13 protein-coding genes are annotated in these 14,039 nt (G+C 46.6%); all 13 read left to right on the top strand.

Features of this window, described 5'->3' with window-relative positions:
• Nucleotides 1–45 precede the first annotated feature (45 nt).
• The 13 genes from GCA01S_RS02630 to GCA01S_RS02570 all read left to right on the top strand — a co-directional run bounded on the left by GCA01S_RS02630 (nucleotide 46) and on the right by GCA01S_RS02570 (nucleotide 14,019).
• Complete coding sequence (locus tag GCA01S_RS02630; protein WP_042407081.1) at nucleotides 46–1,008, top strand: polysaccharide deacetylase family protein; 963 nt, start codon at nucleotides 46–48, stop codon at nucleotides 1,006–1,008.
• A gap of 13 nt (nucleotides 1,009–1,021) precedes the next feature.
• Entirely contained in the window at nucleotides 1,022–2,263 is a 1,242-nt protein-coding gene (locus GCA01S_RS02625; protein ID WP_017437037.1) for a M16 family metallopeptidase, read from the top strand.
• Between the two features lie 84 nt (nucleotides 2,264–2,347).
• Nucleotides 2,348–2,587 carry a YlmC/YmxH family sporulation protein gene (locus tag GCA01S_RS02620; protein WP_017437036.1) on the top strand — a complete coding sequence of 80 codons (240 nt, stop codon included), beginning with the start codon at nucleotides 2,348–2,350 and terminating at the stop codon, nucleotides 2,585–2,587.
• 142 nt (nucleotides 2,588–2,729) lie between these two features.
• The gene (gene dpaA / locus GCA01S_RS02615) at nucleotides 2,730–3,632 is read left to right on the top strand and encodes a dipicolinic acid synthetase subunit A (protein ID WP_017437035.1); all 903 of its coding nucleotides are present in this window, start codon (nucleotides 2,730–2,732) and stop codon (nucleotides 3,630–3,632) included.
• The gene (locus tag GCA01S_RS02610; protein WP_017437034.1) at nucleotides 3,633–4,238 is read left to right on the top strand and encodes a dipicolinate synthase subunit B; all 606 of its coding nucleotides are present in this window, start codon (nucleotides 3,633–3,635) and stop codon (nucleotides 4,236–4,238) included.
• A 339-nt stretch (nucleotides 4,239–4,577) separates the two neighbouring features.
• The gene (asd, locus tag GCA01S_RS02605) at nucleotides 4,578–5,624 is read left to right on the top strand and encodes an aspartate-semialdehyde dehydrogenase (RefSeq protein WP_017437033.1); all 1,047 of its coding nucleotides are present in this window, start codon (nucleotides 4,578–4,580) and stop codon (nucleotides 5,622–5,624) included.
• Between the two features lie 33 nt (nucleotides 5,625–5,657).
• The gene (gene dapG / locus GCA01S_RS02600; RefSeq protein ID WP_042407077.1) at nucleotides 5,658–6,911 is read left to right on the top strand and encodes an aspartate kinase; all 1,254 of its coding nucleotides are present in this window, start codon (nucleotides 5,658–5,660) and stop codon (nucleotides 6,909–6,911) included.
• Nucleotides 6,912–6,916: 5 nt separating this feature from the next.
• Nucleotides 6,917–7,789 carry a 4-hydroxy-tetrahydrodipicolinate synthase gene (gene dapA / locus GCA01S_RS02595; RefSeq protein ID WP_017437031.1) on the top strand — a complete coding sequence of 291 codons (873 nt, stop codon included), beginning with the start codon at nucleotides 6,917–6,919 and terminating at the stop codon, nucleotides 7,787–7,789.
• A 146-nt stretch (nucleotides 7,790–7,935) separates the two neighbouring features.
• Nucleotides 7,936–9,600, top strand: a complete 1,665-nt coding sequence (locus tag GCA01S_RS02590) for a ribonuclease J (RefSeq protein ID WP_017437030.1) — start codon at nucleotides 7,936–7,938, stop codon at nucleotides 9,598–9,600.
• A 114-nt stretch (nucleotides 9,601–9,714) separates the two neighbouring features.
• The gene (locus tag GCA01S_RS02585; protein WP_017437029.1) at nucleotides 9,715–10,452 is read left to right on the top strand and encodes a ClpP family protease; all 738 of its coding nucleotides are present in this window, start codon (nucleotides 9,715–9,717) and stop codon (nucleotides 10,450–10,452) included.
• Entirely contained in the window at nucleotides 10,449–10,673 is a 225-nt protein-coding gene (locus GCA01S_RS02580; RefSeq protein ID WP_017437028.1) for a YlzJ-like family protein, read from the top strand. Before GCA01S_RS02585 ends, GCA01S_RS02580 begins: the two co-directional genes overlap by 4 nt.
• Before the next feature lie 107 nt (nucleotides 10,674–10,780).
• Entirely contained in the window at nucleotides 10,781–13,075 is a 2,295-nt protein-coding gene (locus tag GCA01S_RS02575; protein ID WP_174407468.1) for a DNA translocase FtsK, read from the top strand.
• 212 nt (nucleotides 13,076–13,287) lie between these two features.
• On the top strand, nucleotides 13,288–14,019 hold the full coding sequence (locus GCA01S_RS02570; RefSeq protein WP_017437026.1) for a GntR family transcriptional regulator: 732 nt from the start codon (nucleotides 13,288–13,290) through the stop codon (nucleotides 14,017–14,019).
• The last annotated feature ends 20 nt before the right edge of the window (nucleotides 14,020–14,039 follow it).

Raw genomic sequence — 14,039 nt, 5'->3', positions numbered from 1 at the left:
GTCCCTTCCCCACATATTTGTAGTATTAAAAAGGAGGGGACAGATGTGAATAGAGATTATGTTCGCTATTTAGCGGTTGCCATTATGTTTTTCTTTGTCTGGGCCTTGATTCATCAGCCGCCGGTAAGCCAATACATCTCTGATTTGCAAGCGCAAAGCATTATGGTAATGAAAGGAAACGATAAGCTGTATACTGCGATCGTTGAAAAGGCGAAGCAGTATAACATTCCCCCGCAAGATGCGGTAATCGATAGAGTGTGGAAGGCCATCCCTGGTTATAACGGACTGAAAGTCGATGTACAAGCTTCGTATGAAAACATGAAAAAGGACGGAAAATTTGACGAACAAAAGCTTGTATATCAACAAGTCCCTCCGCGCGTCCATTTGGATGACCTGCCCCCGGCGCCGATTTACCGCGGCCATCCCGATAAGCCGATGGTTGCGTTTCTTATTAATGTGGCATGGGGAGAGGAATATATCCCGAAAATGCTGGAAGTTTTAAAAAAACATCATGTGAAAGCAACTTTTTTTTTGGAAGGGCGCTGGGTAAAAAATCATCCTGAGATGGCAAAAATGATTGTAGATGCCGGCCACGAGATAGGCAATCATTCCTATAGCCATCCTGACTTCAAGTTGTTAAGCAATACAAAAATTCGCCAGGAACTGGTGAAAACGAATGAAGTGATTGAAGCGACAACCAGGGTGAAATGCAAATGGTTCGCTCCGCCTAGCGGCAGCTACCGCGATGATGTCGTCGACATTGCCGATGCTTTAGGAATGAAAACGATTATGTGGAGCGTCGATACAATTGATTGGCAAAAACCGTCGCCATCTGTTATAGTGAAACGGGTAATGTCTAAAGTCCATCCCGGTGCCATGATTTTAATGCATCCGACGCTATCGACCGCCGAGGCGTTGGAATCGCTGATTGTTTCGATTCAGCGGCAGAAATATGAAATCGGCAGCATATCTGCGTTGTTAGATGAAAAGAGAATTGTTAAAAAATAGGAGGAACGTGGAGTTGATTAACAAATATACTTGCAAAAATGGTGTACGGATAGTGCTAGAACAAATCCCAACTGTGCGTTCTGTTGCGATCGGAGTTTGGATCGGTACAGGTTCGCGTAATGAAACGGAGCAAAACAACGGCATTTCTCATTTTTTAGAGCATATGTTTTTTAAAGGCACAAAAACGCGTACAGCGCGTGAGATCGCCGAAGCATTTGACAGCATCGGCGGGCAAGTGAATGCATTTACATCAAAAGAATATACGTGCTATTATGCGAAAGTGCTAGATGAGCATGCGCCATTTGCTCTCGAAATGCTTGCCGATATGTTTTTCCATTCCACCTTCGTCGAGGAGGAATTGCAAAAAGAACGGAATGTCGTGCTTGAGGAAATTAAAATGTACGAAGATACGCCCGATGATATTGTCCATGACTTGCTAAGCAAGGCTTGTTACGCCAATCATCCGCTTGGCTACCCGATTTTAGGGACGGAAGAAACGTTGCGCACGTTTACGGGCGAGTCGCTGCGCGGATATATGGCCGATTATTATACGCCGGATCGCATCGTTATTTCCGTTGCCGGCAACGTCGATGAAAGCTTTATCCACCAGGTGGAAAACTATTTTGGCTCCTTTACGGCGAAACGGAAAGCAAGCGAGACGAAAGCCCCTTCCTTTCAACCGCAAAAGCTGGCGCGGAAAAAAGATACGGAACAAGCGCATTTATGCATCGGTTTTAACGGCCTTCCTGTCGGCCACCCAGATATTTACACATTAATTATTTTAAACAACATTTTAGGCGGCAGCATGAGCAGCCGGCTGTTCCAAGAAGTCCGTGAACAGCGCGGATTGGCGTACTCGGTCTTCTCGTATCACTCCTCTTACCAAGATAGCGGACTACTAGCGATTTACGCCGGAACGGGCAGCAACCAGCTTGATATGTTGTTTGAAACGATTCAAGAGACGATCGAGCGATTAAAAGAAGACGGAATTACAGAAAAAGAGCTAACGAATAGCAAAGAACAGATGAAAGGAAGCTTAATGCTCGGTTTAGAAAGCACGAACAGCCGCATGAGCCGCAACGGCAAAAACGAATTGTTGCTCGGACGCCATCGTTCCCTTGATGAAATGATTGAAGAAATTAATAGCGTAACAGTGGAAAAAGTCAATGAACTCGCCCGCACCATTTTCAATGAAGATTACGCGCTTGCTTTAATTAGCCCAAGCGGTCAATTGCCGGAGCCAATCCTTCCGTAACGTCAAAAAGCCTGCGAAATGCAGGCATTTTTTTGTTTCTGTCCTCTTACAATAATAAATAAGGAAAAGGAAGGGGGAAAAGCGGTGAGGCTGAGCGAATTAAGCGGAAAGGAAATTGTCGATGTAAGACGGGCGGAGCGGCTCGGTGTACTGGGGCAGACAGATTTGGAAATCAATGAGCAGACAGGGCAAATTCAGGCGCTATTGATTCCGACCGGAAAATGGTTTGGATTTCGCAAAGAGGGAAGCGAAATTCGCGTTCCGTGGAAATACATTAAAAAAATCGGGGCCGATATGGTGATTATTGATTTTCCCGATGAATAAGAAAAAACGCAGTGACCGCCACAATGGCGGTCATTTTTCTTTGGTGGGATATTCACCTATGTTCTTTGTTTTACATAAGATGTGAAAGGAAATAAGGCAGAGGCATATTAAGTTTTCACATATAAAGAAGGTGAGTGTACGGATGATGCTGACAGGTATGCATGTTGCCATTATCGGCGGGGATGCCCGGCAATTAGAAGTAATTCGTAAATTAGTAGAGCTGGATGCGAAATTGTCTTTAGTCGGTTTTGATCAATTAGCCCACCATTTTACAGGAGCAACGAAACTGCAAATCGATGAAGTCGATTTTGCCGATTTAGATGCGATCATTTTACCAGTTCATGGGACGACGCTAGAAGGAAAAGTGAATACGGTATTTTCGCATGAGCAAATTCCTTTTACGGAAGAAATGCTGGTGAAAACGCCGAAACATTGCACCGTCTATTCCGGGATTAGCAATAGCTATTTAGACAACTTGATGAAAAAGGTCGGACGCAAATATGTACAATTGTTTGAACGCGATGATGTAGCGATTTATAACTCGATCCCAACAGCAGAGGGAACAATCATGATTGTCATTCAGCATACTGATTTTACGATTCATGGGTCTCGCGTAGCGGTCCTTGGGTTTGGACGCATCGGCATGACAGTCGCCCGTACATTTGCTGCTCTTGGCGCAAAGGTGAAAGTAGGGGCGCGCCGTTCCGAGCATCTTGCCCGCATTACGGAAATGGGTCTTACGCCGTTTCATCTCAATGATTTAGAAAAGGAAGTGCAAGATATCGATATTTGTATTAATACCATTCCACATTTAATCGTAACGGCAAGTGTGATCGCCAAAATGCCGGCGCATACGCTCATTGTCGATTTGGCATCCAAACCGGGCGGCACCGATTTCCGCTATGCCGAAAAGCGCGGCGTAAAAGCGATTCTCGCACCGGGGCTGCCGGGAGTGGTGGCGCCGAAAACAGCAGGACAAATTATCGCGAATGTTCTTTCGCAACTATTATATGCGGATTTACAAAAAAGAAAGGGGAATGCGTAAATGAGTTTAAAAGGAAAGCGGATTGGGTTTGGATTGACGGGGTCTCATTGTACGTATGATGCGGTCATGCCAGAAATAGAGAAATTGGTGAAAGAAGGGGCGGAAGTGCTGCCGATTGTGACGTATACGGTGAAAACGACCAATACCCGCTTTGGCGAAGGAGAAGAATGGGTAAAAAAACTAGAAGAAATAACAGGAAACGAAGTGATCGATACGATTGTGAAAGCAGAGCCGCTCGGTCCGAAAATTCCGCTCGATTGCATGGTTATTGCACCGTTGACGGGAAACTCGATGAGCAAACTGGCCAACGCAATGACCGATTCTCCGGTATTGATGGCGGCAAAAGCGACGATGCGCAATCACCGTCCGGTCGTGCTTGGCATTTCCACGAACGATGCATTAGGCTTGAACGGAGTTAACTTAATGCGCTTAATGGCGGCGAAAAATATTTATTTTATTCCGTTTGGCCAAGACGCTCCGCACACGAAGCCAAATTCGATGGTCGCAAAAATGTCGCTGCTTCGCGATACCGTTCTCGCTGCGTTGGAAGGGAAACAGCTGCAGCCGGTTATTATCGAGAAATTCCGCGACAACGACCCATCTTAACCGCTCCGAAAACGAACCGGTAGAAAATTCATGCTCATGTATAAAAATTTTCCCTCTTTTAAAGTAGAATATGATAAAATAAAAACTATGAATTTACAATTGATTGACCACGAAAGCCCGTGGCTGGAATCATTGGAATAAAGTGGGAACCGGTTTTGAACCGTGCCGACAGGACGCGAAGCACCAGCGAGGTGTTTATCCATGAAATTCTGGCGAAACAAGAGCGAGCGTCTACACGAAGGTGTAGAAAAGGCTCTTCTGTACGCCAGAACCTGTCGATTTCCATCGTGCACAAGTTTAGTAATATGATTGAGTGATGATGTGGAAGGAGAATGGTTCATGGAAGAAAGACGCTTTCACGTTGCAGTGGTTGGTGCAACAGGTGCAGTTGGTCAGCAAATGGTACAAACACTCGAAAATAGAAACTTTCCAGTCGGAAAACTGACTTTATTATCATCGGAGCGTTCCGCAGGCAAAAAAATGCGCTTTCGCGGCGAAGAAATTGAAGTGCAAGCAGCAGCGCCGGAAAGCTTTGCCGGCGTAGATATCGCCCTCTTTAGCGCGGGCGGGGCGGTTTCCAAAGTGCTGGCGCCGGAAGCGGTAAAACGTGGGGCGATTGTCATCGATAATACGAGCGCATTCCGTATGGACGAAAACGTGCCGCTTGTCGTTCCAGAAGTGAATGAACAGGATTTAACATGGCATAACGGCATTATCGCCAATCCAAACTGTTCCACCATTCAGATGGTGGTGGCGCTCGAACCGATCCGCCAGGCGTTTGGGCTAAAACGGGTGATTGTCTCTACGTATCAGGCCGTGTCGGGCGCCGGTGCGCAGGCGATTGAAGAACTCAAAGAGCAATCAAAAGCGTTGTTAAGCGGCGAGCCGGTGACGCCGGAAATTTTGCCGGTAAAATCGGACCGCAAACATTACCAAATCGCGTTTAACGCCATTCCGCAGATTGATAAATTCCAAGAGAACGGCTTTACATTTGAAGAAATGAAAATGATTAATGAAACGAAGAAAATTATGCATATGCCAGAGCTGCAAGTAGCGGCGACATGTGTGCGCATCCCGGTTGTCTGCGGCCATTCGGAGTCGGTATATATTGAAATTGAAAAAGACGGCGTCAGCGCAGACGACATTAAAGCGGTATTAAAAGAGGCGCCAGGCGTTGTTTTACAAGATGATCCAAGCGAACAAGTATATCCGATGCCGGTCGATTGCGTCGGCAAATATGATGTGTTCGTCGGCCGCATTCGCAAAGATTTAGACGATGACCGCGCTTTTCATCTATGGATCGTAGCGGACAATTTATTAAAAGGCGCGGCGTCAAATTCAGTGCAAATTGCCGAAAGCCTGCTGAAATTAGGGCTTATAAAATAAAAAATAGAGACAGTCTCACATCGAGGTGTTAACATGAAAATCATTGTGCAAAAATTTGGGGGCACATCCGTCCGCGATGAACGCGGACGGGATTTTGCGCGCAAACATATTGAAAGAGCGCTGGAAGATGGCTATAAAGTCGTCGTCGTTGTCTCAGCGATGGGGCGGAAAGGGGATCCATACGCGACCGATACGCTTCTTAGCCTGATTGGCGGGGCGAACAATTACGTCAGCAAACGTGAACAAGATATGCTGATGGCGTGCGGCGAAATTATTTCCAGCGTCGTGTTCGCCAACCTTTTAAATAAACACGGCATTAAAGCGACGGCGTTCACTGGTGCCCAAGCGGGTTTCCGCACCAATGACGATCATACGAATGCAAAAATTATAGAAATGCGCTGCGACCGCGTTCTTGCAGCGCTAAATGAATATGACGTCGTTGTCGTCGCGGGCTTCCAAGGAGTGGCGGAAAACGGCGATATAACGACACTTGGACGCGGCGGAAGCGATACGTCCGCGGCAGCGCTTGGCGCGGCGCTAAACGCCGAATGGGTCGATATTTTTACCGATGTCGAAGGGGTTATGACTGCCGACCCGCGCATTGTCGAAAACGCCCGTCCACTCGATGTCGTCACGTATACCGAAATTTGCAACATGGCGTACCAAGGGGCAAAAGTGATCCATCCGCGCGCAGTCGAAATCGCGATGCAGGCAAAAGTGCCGCTGCGCGTACGCTCCACGTATTCCGATTCATTAGGAACGCTCGTGACATCTGTCATTCGCGGCAAAAAAGGAAGCGATGTTAAAGAGCGGTTAGTAACGGGAATTACGTACGTTTCCAATGTTACGCAAATTAAAGTGCAGGCGAGAGAAGGGCATTATGAACTGCAGTCCGATGTGTTTAAAGCGATGGCTAATGAAGGGATCAGCGTAGACTTTATTAATATTTCGCCACATGGAGTGGTGTATACGGTTGCTGGGGAAATGACGGAAAAAGCGGTTGCTGCATTGCGCCGCATCGGGTATGAACCGGCCGTAGTGACAGGATGTGCAAAAGTGTCCGTTGTTGGCGCTGGAATTGCCGGTGTTCCTGGAGTTACAGCGAAAATTGTCACCGCCCTTTCCGAACAAGGAATTCAAATTTTACAATCGGCTGATAGCCATACGACCATTTGGGTATTAGTCAAAGAAGAAGACATGAAAAAAGCCGTCAACGCGTTGCATGATGCGTTTCATCTTTCCGAACTATCATGGGATGAGTACGAGGTAAATTGGAATAAGGAGTGAAAACATTGGTTCAATTCGGGAAAATCGTAACAGCGATGGTTACGCCGTTTGACCGTAAAGGAAACATTGACTTTGCGAAAACGACAAGTCTTATCAACTACTTGTTGGAAAACGGAACCGATTCGCTCGTTATTGCCGGCACGACCGGCGAATCGCCGACCTTGACGACCGAAGAAAAAGTGGCGTTATTCCGCCATGTCGTTTCCGTTGTCAACGGAAGAGTTCCAGTGATTGCCGGAACAGGAACAAATAATACGCGCGCCTCAATCGAGCTGACGAAAAAGGCGGAAGAAATCGGCGTCGATGCCGTGATGTTAGTTGCGCCGTATTATAATAAGCCGAATCAGGAAGGGCTGTACCAGCATTTTAAAGCGATTGCCGAGAGCACATCGCTTCCGGTTATGCTGTATAACATCCCGGGCCGTTCGGTTGTCAACATTGCGGTCGACACGGTTGTCCGCTTATCGGAAATTCCTAATATTGTTGCCGTAAAAGACGCGAGCGGCAATTTGGATGCGATGACGGAAATCATCACCCGCACGCGGGAAGACTTTCAGCTTTATAGCGGCGATGACAGCATTACGCTTCCGGTATTAGCGATCGGCGGAGCCGGCGTCGTTTCGGTCGCATCGCATATTATCGGCAATGAAATGCAGCAAATGATCGCGGCCTTTGAAGCCGGCGACAATAAGAAAGCGGCCAAGCTTCATCAAAAACTGCTGCCGGTTATGAAAGGCCTGTTTGCCGCGCCAAGCCCTGTGCCGGTAAAAACCGCATTGCAGCTAAAAGGATTAGACGTCGGCTCGGTGCGCCTCCCGCTTGTTCCGCTCACCGAACAAGAACGCAGCGAACTGATGCGCCTATTAAATACGTTATAATGCAAACCAATCCGCTTCTTTATGCGGGTTGGTTTTTTTGTGAAATCAAGCGCTTTATAAACTATCTTGTGTTTAAAATCGACCATCAGTTATAATAAAAGCAAGTGACTTTGAGCGGGTTAGTATCATCATAGGAGGACGTAGCATTGAGAACAAAACCAGTAGAGAAAATAAGGATTTTTGCCCTTGGGGGAGTTGGGGAAATCGGCAAAAACATGTATGTTGTGGAGCTTGATGACGACATTTTTGTCATTGACGCCGGGGTTATGTTTCCTGAAGATGAGATGCTCGGAATTGATAAAGTGATCCCTGACATTAGCTATCTTGTGGAACGTCAAGACCGTATTAAAGCGATTTTCCTGACCCATGGACATGAAGAGCATATCGGGGCGATTGCGTATGTGCTCAAAAAAATTTCCGTGCCGGTGTATGGAACGAAATTAACGTTAGGGTTGGCGGAAGCGATTTTAAAGGAGCAGGGAATTACGAATGCCAAACTGCATGAAATTCGCTCCAATTCCGAAGTGTTGTTCGACAAAGCGAAAGTAACGTTTTTCCGGACGATTCACAGCATCCCCGATTCTGTCGGAATTAGCATTCATACATCGCAAGGAGCGATTGTGTACACGAGCGATTTTAAATTTGACCAGACTCCATACGGCAAAAATCGAGCCGATTTAGGAAAGATGGCACAAATTGGCGAACAAGGGGTGCTTTGTTTACTGTCCGATAGCACCAACGCAGAACGGCCGGGATATACCGGTTCCGATACGGTTGTCGCTCAGGAAATCGCCGACGTGATTTACAATGCGAAGGGCCGTGTTTTTATTGCCTGCTATGCGTCCAATATTACAAGAATCCAGCAAGTGCTGCATGCGGCCAAAACATACGGACGAAAGGTGGCGGTCGTAGGAAAAACATTGCATAAAGTGATGGATATTGCAGTGCGCCTCGGCTATTTGCATCTTCCGGACAAAGTGACGATTTCCATTTATGATATTGACCGCTACGATGATAAAGAATTAATTATTTTAACGACAGGCGGCCATGGCGAACCGATGAGCGCATTGGCGCGCATGGCAAAACAGGCGCATAAGCAGGTGAACATAAAAGAAGGAGATACCGTCATTGTTGCAGCTTCCGTCATGCCGGGATATGAGCTGGGATTTGCGAAAACGATTGATGCGTTATACCGAGCCGGAGCGGATGTCATTTACCGCGAGCGAAAAGTGCACGTATCAGGACACGGATGCCAAGAAGAGCTAAAGCTCATGCTTAATTTGATGAAGCCAAAGTACTTTATTCCTGTTCATGGGGAATACCGCATGCAAAAAGCGCACGCCAATCTTGCCAAAGCGGTCGGCATTTCCGAAGATCGGACGTTTTTGATTGACAAAGGCGAAGTGATTGAATTTCGCAACGGTGTGGCGCGTCCCGGCGGAAAAGTTCCGTACGGAAACATTTTAATTGACGGTCTTGGCATCGGCGATGTCGGGAATATCGTGTTAAGAGACCGGCGTCTGTTATCGCAAGATGGTATTTTGATCGTCGTGGTGACATTAAGCAAAGATGCAAAAAATATTGTCGCTGGACCGGAAATTATTTCACGCGGCTTTGTGTATGTGAGAGAATCGGAAACATTGCTAGAGGAAGCAACCAAAATCGTTGCTGCCATCATCAACCAATGTTTGCAGACATATATGATGGAATGGTCTTCTTTAAAATCCAATATTCGCGAAGCGTTAGGCCAATTTTTATTTGAAAAAACAAAACGCAAGCCGATGATTTTGCCAATTATTATGGAAGTATAGTGCGATCATGCTCAAAGTCCACGGGAAAATGCTGGTAGGGATTTTACCCTATCAGCATTTTTCTTTTCCAACTCGAGCATACTAAACATATGATGGAGAGAAAGGAGAATGTATATGGAAACAGAGCGTTACATACAGCAAGAAGCAGACGAAAAACCGGAAACAAAGACGGAGCAAGCGGCAGAGGCGATTCAGCAATTAGGACAAACGAACATTCCGCAAATGACGCCGGATACGAATATCCATTGTTTGACGATCGTCGGGCAAATCGAAGGCCATATTCAGCTGCCGCCGCAAAACAAAGCGACAAAATACGAACATGTCATTCCGCAAATTGTAGCAATCGAGCAAAATCAAAATATTGAAGGGTTGCTTGTTATTTTAAACACGGTAGGCGGTGATGTGGAAGCAGGATTGGCGATCGCGGAAATGCTGGCATCTTTATCTAAACCGACCGTTTCGATCGTGCTGGGAGGGGGACACTCGATCGGCGTGCCGATTGCCGTTTCCTGCGACTATTCGTTCATTACCGAAACAGCGACGATGACGATCCACCCGGTTCGCCTGACGGGGCTCGTGATCGGCGTTCCGCAAACATTTGAGTATTTAGATAAAATGCAGGAACGGGTCGTTCGCTTTGTTACGAAACATTCAAATATTAGTGAAGAAAAGTTTAAGGAACTGATGTTTTCGAAAGGAAATTTAACGCGCGATATCGGCACGAACGTCGTCGGTCCCGATGCGGTTAAATATGGGCTGATTGATGAAGTCGGCGGAGTTTCGCAGGCGATGAACAAATTGCGGGAATTAATTGAAATGAAAAAATCCGGTGAAAGGAAGATGATTCAATGATTTTATATACGATCATGCCGGAGCATTTAATTTTCCCAACGGACACCGCAGCATATGAAAAACAAAAGATGGTCTATTATGACGGCATTCCGTTTCTCGTGCAAAAAACAGATACCGATGAATATGAAATTGTACAAAACTTAAGCACCAATCCGTTTCATTTTTTAGATCCAAAATATGCACCTGGGTCGCGATTTCCGATGTCTGCCGCAACATCGTAATGAATTCTATGTCCATTCATGGTATAATAAATAAGCAAACGGAAAAAAGCAGCCATTGTTGGCTGCTTTTTTCCAGTCTTCGAATTCGTTCATTGGAGTGAATCATTGTGGCAAAACGGAAGCGAAAGAAAAAAACAAAACAGTCCAAAAAGCAATGGAAAGAGGCGTTTCGCTTCGAATTGCTCGGGCTTGCTATGTTGGCGATTTCCGTGATTGCAATGGCCCACCTTGGGCTGGTGGGAAAAGCGCTTGTGCTTGTGGCGCGTTTTTTCTTTGGCGAATGGTATATGCTGCTGTTGGTAGGCATGTTTAGCTTGTCGTTTTATCTCATTTGGAAGCGCGCTTGGCCTTCGTTTGTCAACCGTATTTTTCTCGGTTCCTATATTATCATTTCCGCTCTTTTGCTTTTAAGTCATGAAAAGCTGTTTGATTTGTTGTCGCGCCGGGGACAATTTGATCCTAGCGTGATCCGGACGACGTGGGAATTGTTTTGGAATGAAGCAAGCGGCAAAACCGCGAGTGCGGACTTGGGAGGGGGAATGGTCGGAGCTTTTCTGTTTGCCGCAAGCTATCAACTATTTGATGAACTTGGCACAAAGTGGATCTGTTTTTTTCTTTTTCTCGCCGGCATCGTCTTTCTGACGGGAAAATCGCTGCGGGAAACCATCGGAAAAGCGGTGATGTTGTTTCTTACATTTCTGAAGCAGCAATGGCTGGCGTTCATTGCCGATATGAAACAGTTGAACCACCAAAAAAAGGAGCGCAAACGGCGGAAACCAAGTGTAGCGCCGTCTTCTCCACATAGCGACAGCATCGACGAGGAGCCGGCCGCACAGGAAGGGGAAGTTTTCTCGCCGCCGATTATTTCTGATTTTACTGCTGCCCGCTCGAGTGAAACCGAGTACGGACCGCCTGAAGAGAGCAGGGAAAATGCAGAAGAAGATTCTCCGCCGCTGGCATTCTCGGAGATGGAAAATACGGATTACCAGCTGCCGCCGCTTGAGCTGCTGCATTTGCCAAAGCAAACCGGTCAGGTGAAGGATCATGCCAATATTTATGCGAATGCGCGCAAGCTGGAAAAAACATTTCAAAGCTTTGGTGTTAAAGCGAAAGTAACGCAAGTTCACCTTGGCCCGGCGGTGACGAAATATGAAGTATACCCGGATGTCGGCGTGAAAGTAAGCAAAATCGTCAGTTTAAGCGATGACCTTGCGCTTGCCTTAGCAGCGAAGGACATCCGCATTGAAGCTCCGATTCCTGGAAAGTCTGCTATCGGCATTGAAGTTCCAAATGAAGAAATTGCCACCGTTTCGCTGCGGGAAGTGTTAGAAGCGATTGATCACTACAAACAGGAAGCAAAACTGTTAATTCCGTTAGGGCGGGACATTTCCGGCGAAGTCGTGGTCGCAGAGCTGAACAAAATGCCGCATTTGTTAATCGCCGGGGCGACCGGCAGCGGCAAAAGTGTATGCATCAACGGCATTGTCATCAGCTTGCTGATGCGGACAAAACCGCATGAAGTAAAACTAATGATGATCGACCCGAAAATGGTAGAATTAAGCGTCTATAATGGCATTCCACATTTGCTGACGCCGGTCGTGACCGATCCGAAAAAAGCGTCGCAAGCACTGAAAAAAGTAGTGCAAGAAATGGAGCGGCGCTATGAATTGTTCTCGCACACCGGCACGCGCAACATCGAAGGGTACAATGAACATATACAGCGTCATAATCAAGAAGCCAACGAAAAACAGCCGCTTCTTCCATACATTGTCGTCATTATTGACGAGCTGGCCGATTTAATGATGGTCGCTTCCTCCGATGTGGAAGATTCGATTACACGGCTCGCGCAAATGGCGCGCGCGGCCGGCATTCATTTAATTATCGCTACCCAGCGGCCGTCGGTGGATGTCATTACCGGCGTTATTAAAGCCAATATTCCGTCGCGGATCGCGTTTAGCGTTTCCTCGCAAACGGATTCGCGCACAATTTTGGACATGGGCGGCGCGGAAAAGCTGCTAGGCCGCGGCGATATGCTGTTTTTGCCGATGGGCGCTTCCAAACCGGTGCGCGTCCAAGGAGCGTTTGTTTCCGATCAAGAAGTCGAAGAAGTGGTCGACTTTGTTATTTCCCAGCAAAAAGCGCAATACTATGAAGAGATGATGATTAGCGAGGAAAGCGAAGATACGTCATTTGACGATGAATTATATGAGGAAGCGGTACGTCTTGTCGTAGAGATGCAAAGCGCTTCCGTTTCCATGCTGCAGCGGCGTTTTCGCATCGGCTATAACCGTGCGGCCCGCCTCATCGACGCGATGGAAGCGCGCGGAGTCGTCGGACCATATGAAGGAAGTAAACCGCGTGCCGTGCTGCTCTCGAAAGAAGATATAAAAAAAACGTCATAGAAAAGCGGAGAACAGGTCTGCAATCGCCTGTTTTCCGCTAAAAAATATGTCACATTGGAAGCGCTACCAATAATTCTTTTTCTTTTTTTCGACAAAATTTTTATTAACTATTTATTTATGAAAAAAAAAATGCTATAGTAATGTCAAATAGGTTACATGTCTAATGTCAGAGGTCTGATATCTAAAAAATGAAGAAAGTGGAGGATTTTCTGATGTCGATCAAATCGGACAATCGCCATCTATATTTGCAGGTGATTGATCGCATTAAACATGATATCGAAACCGGCGTATATAAAGAAAAGCAAAAGCTTCCTTCGGAATTTGAACTGGCAAAGCAGCTCGGCGTCAGCCGCGCCACCTTGCGCGAGGCGTTGCGGGTGCTAGAAGAAGAAAATGTTATCATCCGCCGCCACGGCGTCGGAACGTTTGTCAACGCAAGACCGCTGTTTACCTCCGGCATCGAGCAGCTGAGCAGCGTGACCGATATGATTCGCCAAGCGGGACGCAAGCCGGGAACGATTTTTTTATCTTCTTCCATTCAGCAGCCAACCGAAGATGATGTGCGAAGATTTCAATGTTCGCCAGACGATGCCATTTTGCACATTGAACGGGTTCGCACGGCGGACGGGGAGCCTGTTGTCTATTGCATTGATAAAATTTTATGCAAATATTTGCCGAAAGGAATTTCTTATGAACAAGAGTCGCTATTTGAAAATTTACATCACCAAACCAACCGGGACATCGCTTATGCGGTAGCCCGCATTGAGCCGCTCGGCTATCATGAGAAAGTGTCGCCGATTTTGCAATGTGAGCCGGAAACAGCGCTTCTTGTATTAAAGCAAATGCATTTTGATAAAAACGATGAACCGATCTTTTATTCGATTAACTATTTCCGCTCCGATAAATTTAGCTTCCATGTCATGCGCAGACGCATTAGCTTTTAAGGAGGTGAAACCGATACATA

Origin of the sequence: Parageobacillus caldoxylosilyticus NBRC 107762, assembly GCF_000632715.1 — a bacterium.
GTDB classification, from domain to species: Bacteria; Bacillota; Bacilli; order Bacillales; family Anoxybacillaceae; genus Saccharococcus; species Saccharococcus caldoxylosilyticus.
Note: the sequence above shows the minus strand (reverse complement) of the source record. Positions and strands in the feature narration are given on the sequence as shown.

Bases quoted from the DNA above. Each gene is read 5' to 3' on its own strand.
- GCA01S_RS02580 (WP_017437028.1), top strand. From the start codon at position 10,449: ATGATTTTATATACGATCATGCCGGAGCATTTAATTTTCCCAACGGAC.
- GCA01S_RS02610 (WP_017437034.1), top strand. From the start codon at position 3,633: ATGAGTTTAAAAGGAAAGCGGATTGGGTTTGGATTGACGGGGTCTCAT.
- dpaA (WP_017437035.1), top strand. From the start codon at position 2,730: ATGATGCTGACAGGTATGCATGTTGCCATTATCGGCGGGGATGCCCGG.
- GCA01S_RS02570 (WP_017437026.1), top strand. From the start codon at position 13,288: ATGTCGATCAAATCGGACAATCGCCATCTATATTTGCAGGTGATTGAT.
- dapG (WP_042407077.1), top strand. From the start codon at position 5,658: ATGAAAATCATTGTGCAAAAATTTGGGGGCACATCCGTCCGCGATGAA.
- asd (WP_017437033.1), top strand. From the start codon at position 4,578: ATGGAAGAAAGACGCTTTCACGTTGCAGTGGTTGGTGCAACAGGTGCA.
- GCA01S_RS02585 (WP_017437029.1), top strand. From the start codon at position 9,715: ATGGAAACAGAGCGTTACATACAGCAAGAAGCAGACGAAAAACCGGAA.